This window comes from Marinimicrobium agarilyticum DSM 16975 (assembly GCF_000423345.1).
In the GTDB taxonomy this organism is placed as follows: domain Bacteria; phylum Pseudomonadota; class Gammaproteobacteria; order Pseudomonadales; family Cellvibrionaceae; genus Marinimicrobium; species Marinimicrobium agarilyticum.
The window spans coordinates 361024-379213 of the sequence record NZ_AUHU01000003.1 but is presented as its reverse complement, the minus strand read 5'-3'; the positions used below and the strand labels follow the sequence as shown (position 1 = coordinate 379213).

The following is an 18190-nucleotide window of genomic DNA, read 5'->3' as shown; positions in this document are numbered from 1 at the left end:
ACCCACCAATTTGGTCGATGACGATGCCGGAGAACCGAGGGGAGTTTTGGTAGGTGGCGGCTGACGCCTTACCGTACCCTACGAAACCAGCAAAGTGAATTCGCTGGCATTGAGGCGGAGTGGGGGTATGGTGTTCATAGACTCTCTGACGCCTACATGGATGTAGGTGTTAGGGCGACGCAGGAAGCCAAAGCCGAGGCATGGATGCCGATGAGAAGCCCCCAGGGGCCGCTCCATGGCATCCATGCCATCGCGGCATTAGTGAATCCTTTCACGTCATGGGTTCACGGCGGGTCTATGAACACCATACCCCCACTCCGCCGTGCCCTCAAAGATCCACTAAGTCGGGTTTATTTTTTAGCCCGCTTACGCTCGTTCTCGGTCAGGTGCTTTTTACGCAGACGGATGCTCTGGGGCGTGACTTCCACCAGCTCATCGTCCTCGATAAACTCCAGCGCCTGCTCGAGCGTGTGACGGACCGGCGGAGACAGAGTCAGGTTCTCATCCGTGCCCGAAGCACGCACGTTAGTCAGCTGCTTGGCCTTGGTCGGATTCACCACCAGATCATTATTGCGCGAATGCAGACCCACGATCTGACCTTCATACACATCCACACCGGAATCCACAAACAGACGGCCACGATCCTGCAGCGGGTGCAGACCGTAAGCCAGCGTCTTGCCCTTGACCATCGACACCAGAACACCATTCTGACGCTTGTGGTCTTCACCGGCTTTCACCGGACCGTAGTGGTCAAAAATACTGGTCATGATGCCCGAGCCAGAGGTCAAGGTCAGAAACTGACCCCGGAAACCGATCAGACCGCGCGAGGGGACCATGAACTCCAACTTCACCCGGCCCTTACCGTCCGGCTCCATGTTGGTCATTTCCGCCTTGCGCAGGCCCAGTTCTTCCATCACCGAACCCTGGTGCTGCTCTTCAACGTCAATCACCACCTGCTCGAACGGCTCCTGGATCTTACCGTCGATTTCGCGCTGGATTACTTCGGGGCGGGATACCCCCAGTTCGAAACCTTCACGGCGCATGTTTTCGATCAACACGGACAAGTGCAGCTCACCGCGACCGGAAACCACAAACTTGTCCGGACTGTCGCCCTGACGTACGCGCAGGGCCACGTTGTGAATCAGCTCCTGGTCCAGGCGCTCGCGAATGTTGCGCGAGGTGACGAATTTGCCTTCCTTACCGGCGAAGGGTGAATCGTTGACCTGAAAGGTCATGCTTACCGTGGGCTCGTCTACGGTCAGAGGCGGCATGGCCTCCACGTGTTCGGGGCTGCACAGAGTGTCGGAAATGCCCAGATTGGGAATACCGGTCAGGCAGACGATCTCGCCGGCGGTGGCGCGGCTGGTCTCCACACGCTCCAGGCCGTGATAGCCCATCACCTGCAGGACTTTGGCCTTGCGCTGGTGGCCTTCGTGATCGACCACGACCACTTGCTGGTTGGGGCGCAGGCTGCCGCGGGTGATGCGGCCCAGGCCGATAACGCCGACGTAACTATTGAAGTCCAGCGCCGAGATCTGCATCTGGAAATGCCCTTCGATGTCGACATCCGGCGCTTTGACGTTATCGACGATCATCTGGAACAGCGGGGTCATATCATCCGCCAGATCATCGGCGTCCATACCGGCCACACCGTTCAGCGCCGAGGCGTAGATGATCGGGAAGTCGAGTTGTTCTTCGGTCGCGCCCAGGGTGTCAAACAGGTCAAACACCTGATCCACGACCCAATCCGGGCGGGCACCGGGGCGGTCGACCTTGTTGATGACCACGATCGGGTTCAGGCCCTTCTCGAAGGCCTTGCTGGTCACGAAGCGGGTCTGGGGCATGGGGCCGTCAACGGCGTCCACCAGAAGCAGCACCGAGTCGACCATGGACAGTACCCGCTCGACTTCGCCGCCGAAGTCGGCGTGCCCGGGGGTGTCGACGATGTTGATGCGGTAGTCGTGCCACTTGATGGCGGTGTTTTTGGCCAGAATGGTAATGCCGCGCTCTCTCTCCTGGTCGTTGGAGTCCATGATGCGCTCGGCCCCCTCGCTGCGTCGGTCCAGGGTGCCGGACTGGGACAGCAATTTGTCGACCAGCGTGGTCTTACCGTGGTCAACGTGGGCGATAATGGCAATGTTGCGCAAGTTCTGAATAGCGGATTGGTCTGTCATGAAAACTCTCAGGGGAGGACTCTGGAAAAAGGCGGGCATTATACCCACGTAACGGCGACACAGAAATGAAAATTGCGGGAAAAATGCGCAAAACCGCAAATAAAGTGCGATAAAACGCCAGAGATTGGCTTTTCAGGTGGCGACGCCCCGTACTGGAGCCTCGCCCCACTCAGTGTTACAGCCCGAACATGCCTTTCTCTTCCTCGCCCGGGGCAATGAATTGCTCACCGTCCTTGGCATACTGGAACAGCTCGATCTCGGGCGCATCGGTGGCCGTGAAGCAGTTGATAAAGGTGTCCCGCGCCACGCCTTCGCGAGTCTCGTTGGGGTAGATATCCGCCTCCATAAACACCTTGAACAGTTCGTCAGCCTTATCCAGACGGCTGGAGAAGCGATCAACCCGCAGGCGCTTCATGCGGGGCCCGAACACCTCGCGAGCCCTGGCGGTGCAGGCCATTTCGGCGTCAGTGAGGGTGATGTGCTTGTAACGGGCCTCCGGCTCGGGATCATCACTGCCCCAAAAACCCGCCGGGATGCCGCTCACGTACAGGGTGGACCCCACTGACAATAGCACCACCAGCAACGAGACGCCAAACAGCCCCCATTTCTGGCCAGCGGAGGGTTCGCGGGACATGACCTTCTCCTTCAAATCGGCATCACACCGGGCGGTATACACCGATATTGCGATACCCGGCATCGCTCAGGTGAGCCGCGTGCAGCTGGCTCATTACCCCCTTTTCACAGTACAACAGGTACTGGCGGGATTCATCGAGACTCGGGTACTGCGTGTTCAGCCTGAAAAAGGGTATTTGTAGCAGACTTTGCTCTGGCAAAGCCAGAGGCTTGAGCGCAATTTCATCCGGGTGACGGATATCAATCACCACCGCCCCTTCGCTCAGTTCGGTTTCGATCGGCACTTCCAGCTCCGGCTCACCGGCGTCTACCAGATGGTGGATTGGCGTCACACGCCGCTCGGCAATCGCCTGATCGAGCACACCCGAATCAAAACGCTCCTCTTCCGCCTCCACCCGGTACAGCTTGGCCGCCGTGGTGGGTTTGACCGAAATCACGCCACAATACTCGGGCACATTGGCGGAATAGGTTTCAGTACCGATGTGCCGGGAGAGCTGGATGATATCCCGCTTGTCCATGGTCACCAGCGGGCGCAACACCAGCGTGTCAGTGGCCCGATCGATGGCATTGAGGTTGGGAATGGTCTGACTCGACACCTGGGCCACACTCTCTCCGTTCACCAGAGCCTGAAGGTTCAGTTCTTCGGCTACACGACTGGCCGCCCTGAGCATCATCCGCTTCAGGATCACTCCCATGTAGGCGTTGTCCACCTTCTCCAGAATCTCGGCCACCACGCCCTCGAACGGCACAGTCACGAACTGGACGTTGTGAGACGCTCCATACTTGTGCCAGAGGTAGTAGGAGACCTCTTTCACCGCCATTTCGTGGGCGTGCCCGCCCAAACTGAAGAAACAGAAGTGCGTGCGCATGCCACGCTTCATGGTCAGGTAGCTCGCCACGATGGAATCAAAGCCACCAGAGACCAGTGACAAGACGGCGTCGTTCTGGGCGCCCAGAGGGTACCCACCCAGCCCCCGCTCCTGGCGGGCCACCACGTAAAGCCACTGGCGCTTGACCTCAAGCCTGACGGTAATGTCCGGTTTGCGCAGGTTTACGCCCGCCGCCTCGGTCTGTTGCAGCAGGCCGCCGCCGACGTAACGCTCCACATCGGTGGAGCTGAAGTCGTGCTTGCCGCTGCGCTTCACCCGGACACAGAAGGTCTTGCCGGCCAGCGCTTCGGACCAGTGCGCCCGAGCCTTGGCCAGTATGTCGTCCAGATCGCCCAACGGATAAGCCTGTACCAGCGCGTAGGCGTCGATACCGGGGGTTCGGGCCAGCACGTCCGCCACCTGCCGGGTCAACACCTCATCGCCATTGGGCGCCTGCACTTCGACCTTTTCCCAGTCGCGCTTGACGTGAATGTCCTCCGACAGAGGCTGTAGCAACCGGCGCAGATTATCGCGCAACTGCTTGATAAAGCGTTTGCGCACCGGTGGGCTTTTGATGATGATTTCGGGAAAGACCTTGACGATAAAATGCATGTGCGCCTACTGTTAGCAAATTCGGCTTGCGAGAAAAGGCGCGCATTATAGAACAAGCGGCAATCGCAAACAAAAACATGGACGCACCAATTAAGTGCAAAACCGACTTTGCGTGCACCATATTAGAGCGGGGAAAAGACCAATTTGGTGCACCCTCCTCACCCTGCGCCCTTTAAAGCACCGACCGGCGGCCCCTGCACAAAATGGCATACATCTTGCCCTCTTTTTGCACACAAACGCTGGCGACACGCGCACAAGCCGATGCCGATGTAGCCGACGGCGTTAAAACAAGGTTTAATGCACCGGTTTTCTTATCCGTAGCCCGTGGGGCTATTACCAATTGGAGGCATTCAATGTCTAAAAAAACACTGGACATGATCAAAGAGCACGAAGCACGCTGGGTCGACATGCGCTTTACCGATACCCGCGGTAAAGAGCAGCACGTCACCATCCCGGCCGGCGATCTGGACGAGGACTTCTTTGAAGAAGGCAAAATGTTTGACGGCTCTTCCATCAATGGCTGGAAAGGCATCAACGATTCCGACATGATTTTGATGCCGGACGACGAAACCGCCGTGATGGACCCGTTCTCCGACAGCCCGACCGTGATCATTCGCTGCAACATCGTCGAGCCGACCACCATGCAGGGCTACGATCGCGACCCGCGCTCCATCGGCCTGCGCGCCGAAGAATATCTGAAGTCCACCGGTCTGGGCGATACCGCTCTGTTTGGCCCGGAACCCGAGTTCTTCGTTTTTGACAGCGTTCAGTGGGCCGCCTCCATGGGTGGCGCCTTCTACAAGATCAACTCCGAAGAAGCGGCCTGGTCCTCAAGCGAAAGCTATGACGGCAGCAACACCGGCCACCGTCCGGGCGTGAAGGGCGGTTACTTCCCGGTTCCCCCGGTCGACTCTCTGAACGACCTGCGTGGCGCCATGTGTGACGCCATGGAAGCCATGGGCCTGGTCATCGAAGTACACCACCACGAAGTGGCCACCGCCGGTCAGTGTGAAATTGGCGTTGGCGCCAACACTCTGGTGAAAAAGGCCGACGAAGTCCAGATTCTGAAGTACTGCGTGCACAACGTGGCCCACGCTTTCGGCCAGACCGCCACCTTCATGCCCAAGCCGCTGATCGGTGATAACGGTTCCGGTATGCACGTGCACCAGTCGTTCTCCAAAGACGGCAAGAACCAGTTTGCAGGCGACGGCTATGCCGGCATGAGCGAAACCGCTCTGTACTACATCGGCGGTATCATCAAGCACGCCCGTGCCCTGAACGCCTTCTGTAATGCGTCCACCAACTCCTACAAGCGTCTGGTGCCCGGCTTTGAAGCCCCGGTCATGCTGGCTTACTCCGCCCGCAACCGCTCTGCTTCCATCCGGATTCCTTACGTCTCCAGCGACAAAGCCCGTCGTATCGAGACCCGCTTCCCGGACCCGACCGCCAACCCCTACCTGAGCTTTGCCGCTCTGCTCATGGCTGGCCTGGACGGCGTGCAAAACAAAATCCACCCGGGCGATGCGGCGGACAAGAACCTGTACGATCTGCCGCCGGAAGAAGGCAAGAACATCCCGACCGTGGCTTCCAGCCTGGAAATGGCGCTGGACGCACTGGATGCGGACCGCGACTTCCTGAAGGAAGGCGGCGTGTTCACCGACGATGTGATCGACGCGTATATCGAACTGAAGCGCGAAGAAATCGAGCGTCTGAACATGACTCCGCACCCGGTCGAGTTCGAGCTGTACTATAGTTGTTAAGAACCGCTGTAGGCACTCGTTGTTAAAAACCGCCGCAGACGCTAGTTGCTAAAAGCCACCGCAGGCACTAGTTGTCAAAAGCGGGGGTAGGAGCTAGCCGCTAAAGGCGGAGCCGGTCTTGTGCCGGCAACCGACCAAAAGCCCGCCCGGGAAACCGAGCGGGCTTTTGTTTTTTCAGTGGCAGGGATTACACTCTGGAAAAGCCCTATTGAGAATTGACTATGCGCCCTATTCTTATTGGTACCCTGCTGTCACTGCTTGCCTCTCCAACGCTCGGGCAGGCCATCTACAAGAGCGTGGATGAGGACGGGAACGTCTCCTATTCGGACCGTCCGCCCAATGGTGCCCAACCCGAGAGCGCCGAAACCCTGCCCCCCGTGAACACCCTGCCCGAACAGCAACCGGGCCCCGCCTACCGCAACCGAAACGGGGGCGACGACCAGGAGCAGAGCGCCATCGATTATGAGCTCAGCCTGGCCAGCCCCGCCCCGGAGTCCCATGTGAACCCGGGCCAGCGGGACTTGCCCATTGTGCTCAACGCCAACCCGGGCCTGGCTGCCGGGCATGCCTTTGCGTTTTACCTGGACGGCGAGCTGCTGGCGGAAACCCGCTCGAACCAATATGTGGTCGAGGAAATCTTCCGCGGCGAGCATCAGATTCGCGGAATGATCATTGATGAGAATGGCAACATGCTGCGGGAAACCGAGACAATCACCATTTATGTGCACCGCCCGTCAAAACTGAATTGAACGGTGGCGCGCAACACCCTGACGCACCGTTTAAAGGCGCCGTGCGCGACTGCCGACGCCACTAGCACCATTTTGGTGCGATTCCAGAAAATCTCCCCTACACTCTCCTCTGAAGGCGCCCAATAATGGGCGCTCCGCGCCCTCTTTAGTTGGATTGCTTTTTGCATAGACCAGCTCATAAGGGTGTGTTCCAAGGCGGTGCATGCGATCCGCTGGCCATCCTTCTTTCACGTTGAATCGGGAGCCCCACTGAGTGAACACCGGAGAACTCCATAAACCGCTGCTCGACAGCCTGAGCACCGCTATCATCCTGGTGGACGGAGAACTGCGACTGCGCCATATGAATCCCTCCGCGGAAGCTCTGCTGGCGGTCAGTTGCGAGCGCACCATGGGCGAGCCCCTGACCCATTTTTTCTACGAATCCACCGACACCACTCAACAGCTGTTGACCGCCGCCGAGCAGTCCAACCATTACACCAAGCGCCACGCCGAATGGCAGTTACTGACCGGCGGTCAGATCACCGTGGACTACACCGTCACCCCTTTTGGCGACGAGGGCGGACTGGTGATTGAAATTCAACCCATCGACCGCCTGCTTAAAATCAGCCGCGAGGAAATGCTGACCTCCTCCCAGGAAACCACCCGCAACCTGGTCCGCGGCATGGCCCACGAGATCAAGAACCCCCTCGGGGGCATTCGTGGCGCCGCCCAGCTGCTGGCGCGGGAGCTGCCGGGCAGCGATCTGCAGGAGTACACCGGCGTCATCATCGACGAGGCGGACCGGCTGCGCAACCTGGTCGACCGGATGCTCGGGCCGAACCAGTTGCCCCAGCGCCAAGCGCTGAACATCCACGAGGTGCTGGAGCGTGTGGCAACCATCATCAAGGCCGAAAGCAGCGGCGGCATCCAGATTCGCCGGGATTACGACCCCAGCATTCCGGACCTGGAAGCCGACAAGGAACAACTGATTCAGGCCTTCCTGAATATCGCCCGCAATGCCATGCAGGCCCTTCAGGAGCACGGCACCGCCAACCCCGAGCTTCGGTTGATCACCCGTATCCAACGGCGCTATACCATCGGCCGACTGCACCACCCTCTGGTGTGCCGGATCGACATTCTCGACAACGGCCCCGGCATTCCCGAAGACATTGTCAAAAACATTTTCTACCCCATGATTTCCGGTCGCGCCGAGGGCACTGGCCTCGGGCTGACCATCTCCCAACACCTGGTCCATCAGCACCAGGGGTTGATCGAATGCGACAGTGAGCCGGGGCAGACCCGCTTTTCACTCTATCTACCAATGGAAGCACAACATGCAGAAGTCTAACCGAGTCTGGATAATCGACGATGACCGATCCATCCGTTGGGTGCTCGAAAAAGCCCTGCAGGGAGCCGGCATCGAAGCCCGCACGTTCGAGTCCGGCGACAGTGCCGTCGGGCAACTCGGACGGGACATCCCGGATGCCATCATCAGCGACATTCGCATGCCCGGTATTGACGGGCTGGCCCTGCTCAAGGACCTGCACGCCCAACACCCGGAAATCCCGATCATCATCATGACCGCCCACTCCGACCTGGACAGTGCGGTCGCCGCTTACCAGGGAGGCGCCTTCGAGTACCTGCCCAAGCCCTTCGATGTCGATGAGGCGGTCGCTGTCACCCAGCGGGCCCTGGCCCACGCCCAAGAGCAGAAGAGCGAGGGCGATGCCGCCGAGGCGGTGGAGGTCAACACCGAAATCATTGGTGAAGCGCCGGCGATGCAGGAAGTGTTCCGGGCCATTGGTCGCTTATCCCAATCCAACATTACAGTCCTGATTAACGGGCAGTCCGGCACCGGTAAAGAATTGGTGGCCCACGCCCTGCACCGCCACAGCCCCCGTCGGGAACAGCCCTTTATCGCATTGAACATGGCCGCCATTCCCAAAGATCTGATGGAGTCCGAACTGTTCGGTCACGAAAAAGGCGCCTTCACCGGGGCGGCCGCACAACGCCAGGGGCGCTTCGAGCAGGCCAACGGCGGCACCCTGTTCCTGGACGAAATCGGGGACATGCCCGCCGAAACCCAGACCCGATTGCTACGCGTGCTAGCCGACGGTGAATTTTACCGTGTGGGCGGACACACGCCGGTCAAGGTGGACGTGCGTATCATCGCCGCCACCCACCAGAACCTGGAGGCGCTGGTGAACGACGGCCGTTTCCGCGAGGACCTGTTCCACCGGCTGAATGTGATTCGAATTCACATTCCAAAGCTGGCGGATCGCCGGGAGGACATCCCCAAGCTCGCCAAGTTCTTCTTGCAAAAAGCCGCCGGTGAACTGGATGTGGACACCAAAATCCTGCTGCCTGAAACCGAAGAATTTTTCTGCTCCATGTCCTGGCCCGGTAACGTACGGCAACTGGAAAACACCTGTCGCTGGATTACCGTGATGGCCTCGGGCCGGGAAGTTCACATTGAAGATCTACCACCGGAGCTACTCAGCAACAAAGAAGACAACGCCCCGGCCGACGACTGGGAAAAAGCCCTACGTCATTGGGCCGATCAGGCGCTCGCCCGAGGTCACCACCAACTATTGAGCGAAGCCGTGCCGACATTCGAACGGGCCTTGATTGAAACCGCTCTCAAGTACACCGCCGGGCGCAAACGCGACGCGGCCAACCTTCTGGGATGGGGCCGCAATACCTTGACACGCAAGCTCAAAGAGCTGGATATGAATGGCGCCGAAGAGGTCGAGTAAAAAACCGTGGGAAATATCATACAACTGTAAACGACGCTCATCGCGTTCCGCTTTTCCGTCAACCTCGGTCGGTAACGGTTACGGTAAAAGAATCAAAAACAGGCATTGCAAGGAGGCTCGCCTGTGCTAGAATTCGTTCCCCCTAATAAAAATCCCCCACCACAAAAACAATCAATTCATCGGCAATGTGACTGAAAAACCCGACCATAACGGGTTCAATACCAAGCGATACGGGCTCATCAGAATAGAGCAACGCGCACAAAGACGGCGCGTCTTTCTGTCATACAAAAGCGTTGGAAACGCAAAGAAGAAAGCCAAAAAAAACGAGCCCAAATAACGAGAGAGACGAGAGACTACGGCCCGATGTTCGGCCGTTTATCAACCAAAGGAACGTATTGTGTCACACAACGCTTTTTACGCTCAGTCCGGCGGTGTCACCGCCGTGATCAACGCGTCGGCGGCCGGTGTTATTGCCGAGGCCAAAACTCATCCCGAAACCATCGGCACCCTCTATGCCGGACGCGACGGCATTCTGGGGGCGCTCACCGAAGAGCTGATCGACATCGGTGCCGAGTCGGAAGAAAGCATTGCCGCCCTGCTACATACACCCGCGGGCGCTTTCGGTTCCTGCCGTTACAAACTCAAGTCCCTGACCGAGCACCGCGCGCAGTACGAACGTCTGATTGAAGTGTTCAAAGCCCACGACATCCGTTACTTTTTTTATAATGGTGGTGGCGATTCACAGGACACGGCGCACAAGGTCTCCCAGCTGTCGGAGAAAATGGGCTTCCCCATCACCTGCATCGGCGTACCCAAAACCATGGACAACGATCTTCCGGTCACCGATTGCTGCCCCGGTTTTGGCTCCGTGGCCAAGTACACGGCGGTGTCCATGCTGGAGGCCTCCTTTGACGTGGCGTCCATGCAGCGCACCTCGACCAAAGTGTTTGTGATGGAAGTGATGGGTCGCCACGCCGGTTGGGTCGCGGCCTCGGCCGGTCTGGCTCGCGACGAGCGCGGACTCGGACCCGACATTATTCTGTTTCCGGAAATTCCCCTGGACGAACCCCGCTTTCTGGCGGCCGTGGATCGCGCCGTTCAGGAACGAGGTTTCTGCATGATTGCCGTTTCTGAAGGTGCCAAAGATGCCGAAGGGGAATTCCTCTCCAGCGCGGGAAACACCGACGCGTTCGGCCACGCCCAGCTCGGCGGCGTAGCGCCGGTGATTGTCGACAAAATCAAAAAACATGGCGGTTACAAATGCCATTGGGCGGTATGCGATTACCTGCAGCGCTCGGCTCGCCACATCGCCTCGAAAACCGACGTCGACCAGGCCTTCGAGCTGGGCCGCGCCGCCGTTCGCTTTGCGGTGGAGGGCGAGAATGCGGTCATGCCCGTCATTGTTCGCGAGGCCGACAGCCCCTATCGCTGGCACATCGACCGCGCGCCACTGGCTCAGGTCGCCAACGTCGAACGCACCCTGCCCCGGCACTATATCAGCGACAACGGTTTTGAAATCACCGACGCGGCGCGCCGCTATCTGTTGCCGCTGATTGAGGGGGAAGCCTATCCGCCCTACCGCAACGGCCTGCCGGACTATCGGGTGCTGGACAAAGCCATTATTCCCAAAAAGTGCCCAGTATTTAACGAGCTGTAGTCAAAAGACATGATGGTTACTGTCGGCGATCAAAGGGAATGGGTGAGAGCATTCCCCACCGACCGCAACCATGATGGAGAGGGAGACGCTACCGGCTTTCGTCGGTGGCCAAAACGATAGACGCATGTCAATGCGCATTATCAATCAACTGAGAGAGACAAGAGATATGAAAGACATCGCCCAACTGCTCGGTGAGGAAGCGGACAGTCTGCTGGCTCACCGCTGTGAGAAAATCGCATCCGAACAACTCACTCTGCCCGGTGCCGACTACGTCGGCAACACCCTGAGCCAGACCGATCGTCCCATTCCAGTGTTAAGAAGCTACCAACAGCTGCTCAACCATGGCCGCCTTGGCGGCACTGGCTACCTGTCCATGCTGCCCGTAGACCAGGGTATCGAGCACTCGGCTGGAGCCTCATTCGCCCCGAACCCGCTCTACTTCGATCCGAAGAATATTGTCGAACTGGCGATCGAAGGGGGCTGCAACGCTGTGGCATCAACCATGGGAGCGCTGGGCTCGGTCGCCCGGCAGTACGCCCATAAAATTCCCTTCGTGGTGAAGCTCAACCACAACGATGCTCTGGTCTACCCCACCAGCTATGACCAGACGCTGTTCGGCCAGGTCAAACAGGCCCACGACATGGGTGCTGTGGCCATAGGCGCTACGATTTACTTCGGTTCGGAAAACTCGCGTCGCCAACTGCAGGAGATCAGTGCTGCTTTTGAACAGGCCCATGAACTGGGCATGGTCACCATCCTCTGGACCTACTTGCGCAACAGTGACTTCAAACAGGAGGGTGTGGACTACCATACTTCGGCCGACCTGACCGGCCAGGCGAACCACTTGGGCGTGACCATCAAGGCCGATATCATCAAACAGAAAATGGCGGAGAACAACGGCGGCTTTAACGCGGTCAAGGTGGGCAAGACCCATCCGAAAGTGTACAGCGACCTGAGCAGCGACCATCCCATCGACCTGGTACGTTACCAGGTGGCAAACTGCTATATGGGGCGCATCGGACTCATCAACTCCGGCGGCGCTTCCAATGGCAGCGGCGACCTGTCACAGGCGGTGCGCACCGCGGTCATCAACAAGCGCGCCGGCGGTATGGGGTTGATCTCCGGACGAAAAGCCTTTCAGCGCCCAATGGGGGATGGCATAGAACTGTTGCAGGCCATTCAGGATGTTTACCTGGACCGGGATATCACCATCGCCTGATGGACAACATCACGGAAACAAAAACCGGGCCTGAGCCCGGTTTTTTTATGATCCGTTTTTTTGTGGATCCCAGTCACCGAGTATGCGATCGAGCGTGTACTGCTTTACTTCTGTACCGCTCAGGCGTCGGCGGCTTTCATTCCGGTGGGCACCCGGCCCCTCACTGCCGTATTCGAAAAAGCGCGAATCTTCTGGATAGAAGTAGATGCGCTTGCCGTTTGGGGCCGTCCCCCCCATTTTAGACCAACCGGATTCTTTGATGTGGGCCGCCATCCGGCAGCCGATAAAAACCGACTTACCAATCGCGTCCGGGTTGGCATAACGGCCGTCGGGGAAAGTGGTGGTGGGGTGCCAGGGGCGACCCAATGACACGCTATCCTCCGGCACTGAGGGCTCATGAGTCAGGTCGCAGTTGATAAACGTGAAGCCAAATTCAAAGTCGATATTCGTAGAGGGAGCGGTCACATACCCGTGGGTATCATGCACTTTCCCTCTCGCGGTCGTGACGATCTCTGTATCGGTGAAAACCACATTTCCCGCACCAAAGATGAAGTCCACATTGCCGGCTATCCGGCTCTGGTCAAACCAGGCGCGGTGGCCATTGGCGTAGAGGGTATCTTGGTGTCCGAGCAACTGGACGTCTCTGGCCAGAACCCGATCGCTGCCCTTATCCAGATGCAGGGCGACCGCCTGGCTGCCGCTGACCCTGGCGGGGTCCTCCTTGCTTCGGGCATCGTTAGCGGGAAAATCAAAGCGGTTCTCAATGCTCAAGTGATAAAAATGCACATCGGTACTGGTGACTTTAACCACGAAGCTCCTAAAAGTGCCCAGCTCTGCGCCTTCACCATCGGGCTTGCCCGCATAATCATCGTAGTGAATTCGGGTTTTATGTATTCCCTCACCGACCAGGTGAATATTGGGCTTGTCGATCAATAGCTTCTCACGATACTCGCCCGCACGGATCAGAATACGGTAGGGGTTTTCTCTATCGGCTGGGGCGGCCTTGAGAGCCGCCTCAATGGAGGTGAAAACCGGAAGGCCGTTAACGGTTTCGCCCTGCTCATCGACCACAGCATGAAACTCATCACCGGCGGCGTCGCAACCCGGAAGTACGACAGCGGACCACACCACCAGAAATAACAGGAAAGCTTTCATCTACTTTATCTCCCAGAATATTTTTATTCTTTTGGGTATCGGGGCAGGGCCATTTGGGCCCCGCCTTACTGGAGCGTACAGGCGGGTAAATTGCCCGCCGTCAGCCGCCAAAGTGCTGCCTCACGGTGGCCAATACGCCCTTATCATAAAAGGCTTCAAGCCAAGCTGTGGTCGCTTCAAGGAAACGGGGTTCCGACAACAGGTCGGAGCCAAAAACCTCTTTGATTCCGACCACTGCCTTGACTATCGCTGCGGGATCGCCCTCAGCAGAGTCGCAGGCATCGCGCAAGGTTTTAGCCAGGGGGTCCGACACGTCGATTGGCTGTCCGTTCTCATCCACGCCGGAAACGTAGCGGATCCACGCCGCAACGCCGAGCGTAATGATGTCAATGTGTCCCGGGCCGTTCAGCTGCTCGCGCAGTGTATGCAACAACCGTTGCGGTAACTTCTGCGACCCGTCCATTGCGATCTGCCAGGTGCGATGCTTGAGCGACTTATTGCGGAACCGGTCGCGCAGCTGCTCTTTGTAGAATTCGATATCAAAGCCTTCCGGTGCAGTGACCGTTTCACCGGCCTCCCGAGCGTGATAGGTTTCCACCATTTTGACAAAAGCCGGCTCGGCCATCACCTCACTCACATAGTCGAAACCCGCCAGGTAACCCGCATAGGCCAGGGTGGAGTGAGCTCCATTGAGAAGGCGCAGTTTGATCTTCTCGAACACTTCCACTTCATCGACCAACTGCGCTCCGACCTCCTCCCACTGTGGACGACCGTTGGCGAAGTTGTCTTCAATAACCCACTGAGTGAAAGGCTCGGTAAATACGGTCCCCTCATCCCTCAAACCGATTGTATTCTCAACGTGGATGCGATCCTCCTCGGTGGTCGCTGGCACAATGCGGTCGATCATCGTACAGGGGAAAGTCGTATTGTCTTTGACCCACTGGGCAAAGTCGGCAGAAACCTGCTCGGCAAACTGGTGCAGCGCTTTCTCCAATACCTGACCGTTGTTTGGCAGGTTGTCACAGCTCAACGCGGTGAAACTTGCAACGCCGGCTTCCATTCTGGCTTTAAGAGCCGCCGCCAGGTAGCCAATGGCGGACTTGGGCGCGTGCAGGTTTTTCAGGTCATGACGAATGTCCGGGTTGTTCAGGTTCAGGTCCCCGGTGGCAGGGTCGTGGCAGTAACCCTTTTCCGTCACCGTCATCGAGACGATTTTAATGGCCGGATCGGCCATGGTCGCCACCAGAGCGGCAGGGTCCTGAGGCCCGACCATTACGTCCCGGACAGCGCCGATCACCTGAAACTTTTCGCTGTCACTGGAGCGCTCTACCAGCGTGTACAGGCCATCCTGGGGAACCAGTTGGTCGCGCACACCGGCCGAGCGCAGGCTGCACCCGATAATGCCCCAATCGCCACCAAACTGGTTAAGCACCGCTTCGGTATAGAAAGCCTGGTGGGCGCGGTGGAAAGCACCAATGCCCAGGTGCACAATACCCGCTTTGAGAGCGGACCGATCGTAACGCGGTGTCTGCACCGCAGACGGTAACTGGCTCAGGGTCTCATTGCTTAAACGCTTCATAACATCACTCTTTCGTTCGGTTGATACTGACTGGTTTCACGCCCGCCACCGGTCGGTTCGCCGGTTTATGCTAGCGGGCTCTCAATTGGCAATCACACTCCCACGGTGGTATATTTTCTGTTCATTACCCGACATCAGCCGCTCAACAATAACTCAACGACACCCGTGCGGCTTTCCAATTTCTAACGACCGATATCGACCTACAGGCACGCTTTTATGGCACGTATAGCAGCAGTCGGCGAAGTGATGGTGGAACTTTCGCCCTACCCCACCGCGCAGGAAGAGACCCGAGAAATCAAGGCGCTCTCCTACGCAGGCGACACTTACAATACCTCGGTGTACATGGCCCGGCTGGGTCTTCAGACCGACTACGTCACCCGTTTGGGCGACGACCCCTATAGCGACCAGATCATCCAACGGATGCACGATGAAGGCATCGGCACCGGGATGATCACCCGCGTTCCCGGCCGCTCACCGGGGCTTTACATCATCCGCAACACGCCCGATGGCGAGCGCGAGTTTTTCTACTGGCGCCGGGAAGCTCCCGCGCGCGAGTTGTTTTCCGACCCCAATGACAGTGTGCAATTGTATCAGCAGCTGCAAGCCTTCGACGCGGTGTACTTGAGCGGCATCACCCTGGCGATCATGAGTGAGGCTGCGCGCTCGAGCCTGTTCGATGCGCTGAAAAACCTGCGTACAAAAGGCGTCAAAATCGTTTTCGATAGCAACTACCGTCCCCGTCTCTGGAGCAGTTCTGAACAAGCCCAGAAAGCGATGCAATCCATGTTGGCATTGACCGACATAGCGCTGCTGACCTTGGACGACGAGCAGCTGCTCTGGGGCGACGACTCCGTCGAAGGCTGTAAAAAGCGCTGTGCCAAGGTCCCCGAATTGGTGCTCAAACGCGGCGCCGAAGAAACCATTCTGATCATCGACGGACAGGAGACTCGCGTTCCGGTTCCCAAAGTAGACAACGTCGTTGATACCACGGGCGCCGGCGATACCTTTAACGCTGGCTACTTGGCCGCCCGGCTTGAAGGCGCATCCCCGGAGGAATCCGCCGCTAACGGGACTCGCAGTGCCCGTATTGTGATTCAACACCGCGGTGGCGTTATCGAAAAGACCTTGTTTGAACAGCACCTGAACAATTAAAGACTTCGGGGGGCGCCCCCTCGGACGCCCCTCTCTCACTCCCGCCCATCTCGTTCAATCATACAGCCCGAAGAAACGCGGCAATGCTTCGCTCAGCGCCGGCACATAGGTGACCAACAGAAGAACGACAAACATGGCGGCGTATAGCGGCAACAATGGCTTGAACATTTTGGCAATGGTGGTTTTCGCGATCCCGCACCCCACAAAGAGTACACTGCCCACCGGGGGCGTACAGAGCCCGATACAAAGATTCAGTACGATCATAATACCGAAGTGCAGGGGTGACATTCCGAGCTCAGTCACCACGGGCAGGAAAATCGGAGTAAAAATAAGCACCGCGGGGGTCATATCCATAAAGATACCGACCACCAGAAGGATCAGGTTAATGGTCAGCAGAATCACGTAAGGGTTGTCGCTGAGCGCAACCAAGGCGCTACTGATGGTCTGGGGAATATTCTCATAGGACATAACCCAGGACATGGCGGTGGAGGTACCGATCAACAACATTACGATGGCCGTGGTCTCTACCGATTTGATCAGAATCCCCGGTAGCTCCTTGACCTTCACCTCCCGGTAGAAAACAACCGAAAGTGCCAGGGCATAGAGCACGGCAATCACACTGGCTTCAGTCGCGGTAAAATACCCCGCCACAATCCCACCGATGACAATCAGAATCAGCAAAAGACTGGGAATGGCATCAATGGTTTTTTTAACCGCATCCCGAAAGGGAATTCGATCGCCTACCGGGTAACCTTTGAGCTTGGCCCAGATACCGCAGACTGTCATGAGGCCCGCCATCAACAACAGGCCAGGTATATAACCGGCAATGAACAAGGCGGCGATGGAAACACCGCCGCTGGCCAGAGAGTACACAATCAACACGTTACTGGGCGGAATCAACAACCCAGTGGTAGAAGCGGTCACGGTCACGGCACCGGAGAAACCACGATCGTAACCCTCTTTGGTCATTGCCGGCACCATAAAGCCACCCACCGCAGAGGTCGCCGCCACGGCCGAACCGGAAATGGCGCCAAACAGCGTGCAACTGATGACGTTCACAAACGCCAAACCACCGGGAAGCATGCCAAAGAACACTTTGGCAAATTCAATCAGGCGATGGGCAATACCGCCCTGCCCCATCAATATCCCGGACAGGATAAAAAATGGAATCGCCAGCAACGCAAAGCTGTTAATCCCCCCGGCCATACGTTGGGCAACGGTCATCATCGCCGGTTGGAAGTCGATGGTAAACAGCATGGTCAGCACGGTGGAAACACCAATACTGATTGCAATGGGTACGTTCAATGCCAGCAGGATCACGAAGCTGACAACCAGGACTACAATTGAGAATTCCATAAATCTTCGCCTCTATTATTGTCGGGCTCGGCCAGGATCAATCGACTGGCAAGCCTTCTTCTTCGTGACTGGGCACATAACCCTGAATAATGTGGTCCACCGCAAACAAGCAGATAAGCAACCCACTGAGCGGAATGACGGTGTAGATATACCCCATGGGGACCTGCAGTGCCGGGGACGTCTGGTTAAGGTCGAGGGTCAGTGCCACGAGCTTCGCGCCGCCATAGACCATGACCGTTGCGGCGAAGAGAAAGCAGATAACATTGATCAGAATTTCCACTTTCTTCCTCGACTGGACGGGCAGATTGGACGTCAAAAGATCCAGCCCCAAGTGGGCGCGCACGCGAAACGCGTAGGCGGCGCCCAGCAGGCCGATCCAGACAAGAAGAAAACGCGCCAACTCCTCGGTCACCGAGCTCGGCTCGGACAGGATAAAACGAGTGACGACCTGCCAGGTCACGTCTAGAACCATCACCGCCATAAGGACGGTCAACACCCACTTGAGCACACTATCAATGCCATTCATTACGCTTTTCATCG

General features: G+C 57.7%; 14 protein-coding genes. 7 read left to right on the top strand and 7 right to left on the bottom strand.

Annotated elements, in window-relative coordinates; genetic code table 11:
• Positions 1 to 350 precede the first annotated feature (350 nt).
• From typA to thiI, 3 genes are all read right to left on the bottom strand, one after another.
• Positions 351 to 2174: a translational GTPase TypA gene (gene typA / locus G547_RS0101690; protein ID WP_027328366.1), complete on the bottom strand. Its 1824-nt coding sequence runs from the start codon at positions 2172 to 2174 to the stop codon at positions 351 to 353.
• Positions 2175 to 2349: 175 nt separating this feature from the next.
• Positions 2350 to 2808, bottom strand: coding sequence for a hypothetical protein (locus G547_RS0101685; protein ID WP_027328365.1), 459 nt, complete (start codon positions 2806 to 2808; stop codon positions 2350 to 2352).
• Between the two features lie 22 nt (positions 2809 to 2830).
• On the bottom strand, positions 2831 to 4288 hold the full coding sequence (gene thiI / locus G547_RS0101680) for a tRNA uracil 4-sulfurtransferase ThiI (protein WP_027328364.1): 1458 nt from the start codon (positions 4286 to 4288) through the stop codon (positions 2831 to 2833).
• A 353-nt stretch (positions 4289 to 4641) separates the two neighbouring features.
• Between thiI and glnA the strand changes: the two genes are divergently transcribed.
• The 6 genes from glnA (at position 4642) to G547_RS0101645 (ending at position 12408) form a co-directional block, all read left to right on the top strand.
• Complete coding sequence (gene glnA, locus G547_RS0101675; RefSeq protein WP_027328363.1) at positions 4642 to 6048, top strand: glutamate--ammonia ligase; 1407 nt, start codon at positions 4642 to 4644, stop codon at positions 6046 to 6048.
• Positions 6049 to 6269: 221 nt separating this feature from the next.
• On the top strand, positions 6270 to 6797 hold the full coding sequence (locus G547_RS0101670) for a DUF4124 domain-containing protein (protein ID WP_027328362.1): 528 nt from the start codon (positions 6270 to 6272) through the stop codon (positions 6795 to 6797).
• 253 nt (positions 6798 to 7050) lie between these two features.
• The gene (glnL, locus tag G547_RS0101665) at positions 7051 to 8124 is read left to right on the top strand and encodes a nitrogen regulation protein NR(II) (protein WP_027328361.1); all 1074 of its coding nucleotides are present in this window, start codon (positions 7051 to 7053) and stop codon (positions 8122 to 8124) included.
• Complete coding sequence (gene glnG, locus G547_RS0101660) at positions 8111 to 9532, top strand: nitrogen regulation protein NR(I) (protein ID WP_027328360.1); 1422 nt, start codon at positions 8111 to 8113, stop codon at positions 9530 to 9532. The genes glnL and glnG overlap by 14 nt, the downstream gene beginning before the upstream one ends.
• 394 nt (positions 9533 to 9926) lie before the next feature.
• Positions 9927 to 11189, top strand: a complete 1263-nt coding sequence (locus G547_RS0101650) for a 6-phosphofructokinase (RefSeq protein WP_027328359.1) — start codon at positions 9927 to 9929, stop codon at positions 11187 to 11189.
• Between the two features lie 124 nt (positions 11190 to 11313).
• On the top strand, positions 11314 to 12408 hold the full coding sequence (locus G547_RS0101645; RefSeq protein WP_245573308.1) for a class I fructose-bisphosphate aldolase: 1095 nt from the start codon (positions 11314 to 11316) through the stop codon (positions 12406 to 12408).
• 45 nt (positions 12409 to 12453) lie between these two features.
• Here G547_RS0101645 and G547_RS0101640 read toward each other — a convergent pair whose 3' ends face one another.
• Both G547_RS0101640 and G547_RS0101635 read right to left on the bottom strand, forming a co-directional pair.
• The gene (locus G547_RS0101640) at positions 12454 to 13563 is read right to left on the bottom strand and encodes a pectinesterase family protein (RefSeq protein ID WP_027328357.1); all 1110 of its coding nucleotides are present in this window, start codon (positions 13561 to 13563) and stop codon (positions 12454 to 12456) included.
• A 100-nt stretch (positions 13564 to 13663) separates the two neighbouring features.
• On the bottom strand, positions 13664 to 15142 hold the full coding sequence (locus G547_RS0101635) for a mannitol dehydrogenase family protein (RefSeq protein ID WP_027328356.1): 1479 nt from the start codon (positions 15140 to 15142) through the stop codon (positions 13664 to 13666).
• A gap of 216 nt (positions 15143 to 15358) precedes the next feature.
• Between G547_RS0101635 and G547_RS0101630 the strand changes: the two genes are divergently transcribed.
• A complete protein-coding gene (locus G547_RS0101630; RefSeq protein WP_084645534.1) occupies positions 15359 to 16294 on the top strand; it encodes a sugar kinase in 936 nt (311 codons plus the stop codon).
• Positions 16295 to 16348: 54 nt separating this feature from the next.
• Here the strand turns inward: G547_RS0101630 and G547_RS0101625 are convergent, their stop codons facing one another.
• The gene (locus G547_RS0101625; RefSeq protein ID WP_027328354.1) at positions 16349 to 17650 is read right to left on the bottom strand and encodes a TRAP transporter large permease; all 1302 of its coding nucleotides are present in this window, start codon (positions 17648 to 17650) and stop codon (positions 16349 to 16351) included.
• Between the two features lie 37 nt (positions 17651 to 17687).
• Positions 17688 to 18188: a TRAP transporter small permease gene (locus G547_RS19560; RefSeq protein ID WP_051234565.1), complete on the bottom strand. Its 501-nt coding sequence runs from the start codon at positions 18186 to 18188 to the stop codon at positions 17688 to 17690.
• Between the last annotated feature and the right edge of the window lie 2 nt (positions 18189 to 18190).

Bases quoted from the DNA above. Each gene is read 5' to 3' on its own strand.
- thiI (WP_027328364.1), bottom strand. From the start codon at position 4,288: ATGCATTTTATCGTCAAGGTCTTTCCCGAAATCATCATCAAAAGCCCA.
- G547_RS19560 (WP_051234565.1), bottom strand. From the start codon at position 18,188: ATGAAAAGCGTAATGAATGGCATTGATAGTGTGCTCAAGTGGGTGTTG.
- G547_RS0101685 (WP_027328365.1), bottom strand. From the start codon at position 2,808: ATGTCCCGCGAACCCTCCGCTGGCCAGAAATGGGGGCTGTTTGGCGTC.
- typA (WP_027328366.1), bottom strand. From the start codon at position 2,174: ATGACAGACCAATCCGCTATTCAGAACTTGCGCAACATTGCCATTATC.
- glnG (WP_027328360.1), top strand. From the start codon at position 8,111: ATGCAGAAGTCTAACCGAGTCTGGATAATCGACGATGACCGATCCATC.
- G547_RS0101625 (WP_027328354.1), bottom strand. From the start codon at position 17,650: ATGGAATTCTCAATTGTAGTCCTGGTTGTCAGCTTCGTGATCCTGCTG.
- G547_RS0101645 (WP_245573308.1), top strand. From the start codon at position 11,314: ATGTCAATGCGCATTATCAATCAACTGAGAGAGACAAGAGATATGAAA.
- G547_RS0101670 (WP_027328362.1), top strand. From the start codon at position 6,270: ATGCGCCCTATTCTTATTGGTACCCTGCTGTCACTGCTTGCCTCTCCA.
- G547_RS0101630 (WP_084645534.1), top strand. From the start codon at position 15,359: ATGGCACGTATAGCAGCAGTCGGCGAAGTGATGGTGGAACTTTCGCCC.
- G547_RS0101635 (WP_027328356.1), bottom strand. From the start codon at position 15,142: ATGAAGCGTTTAAGCAATGAGACCCTGAGCCAGTTACCGTCTGCGGTG.
- G547_RS0101640 (WP_027328357.1), bottom strand. From the start codon at position 13,563: ATGAAAGCTTTCCTGTTATTTCTGGTGGTGTGGTCCGCTGTCGTACTT.
- glnA (WP_027328363.1), top strand. From the start codon at position 4,642: ATGTCTAAAAAAACACTGGACATGATCAAAGAGCACGAAGCACGCTGG.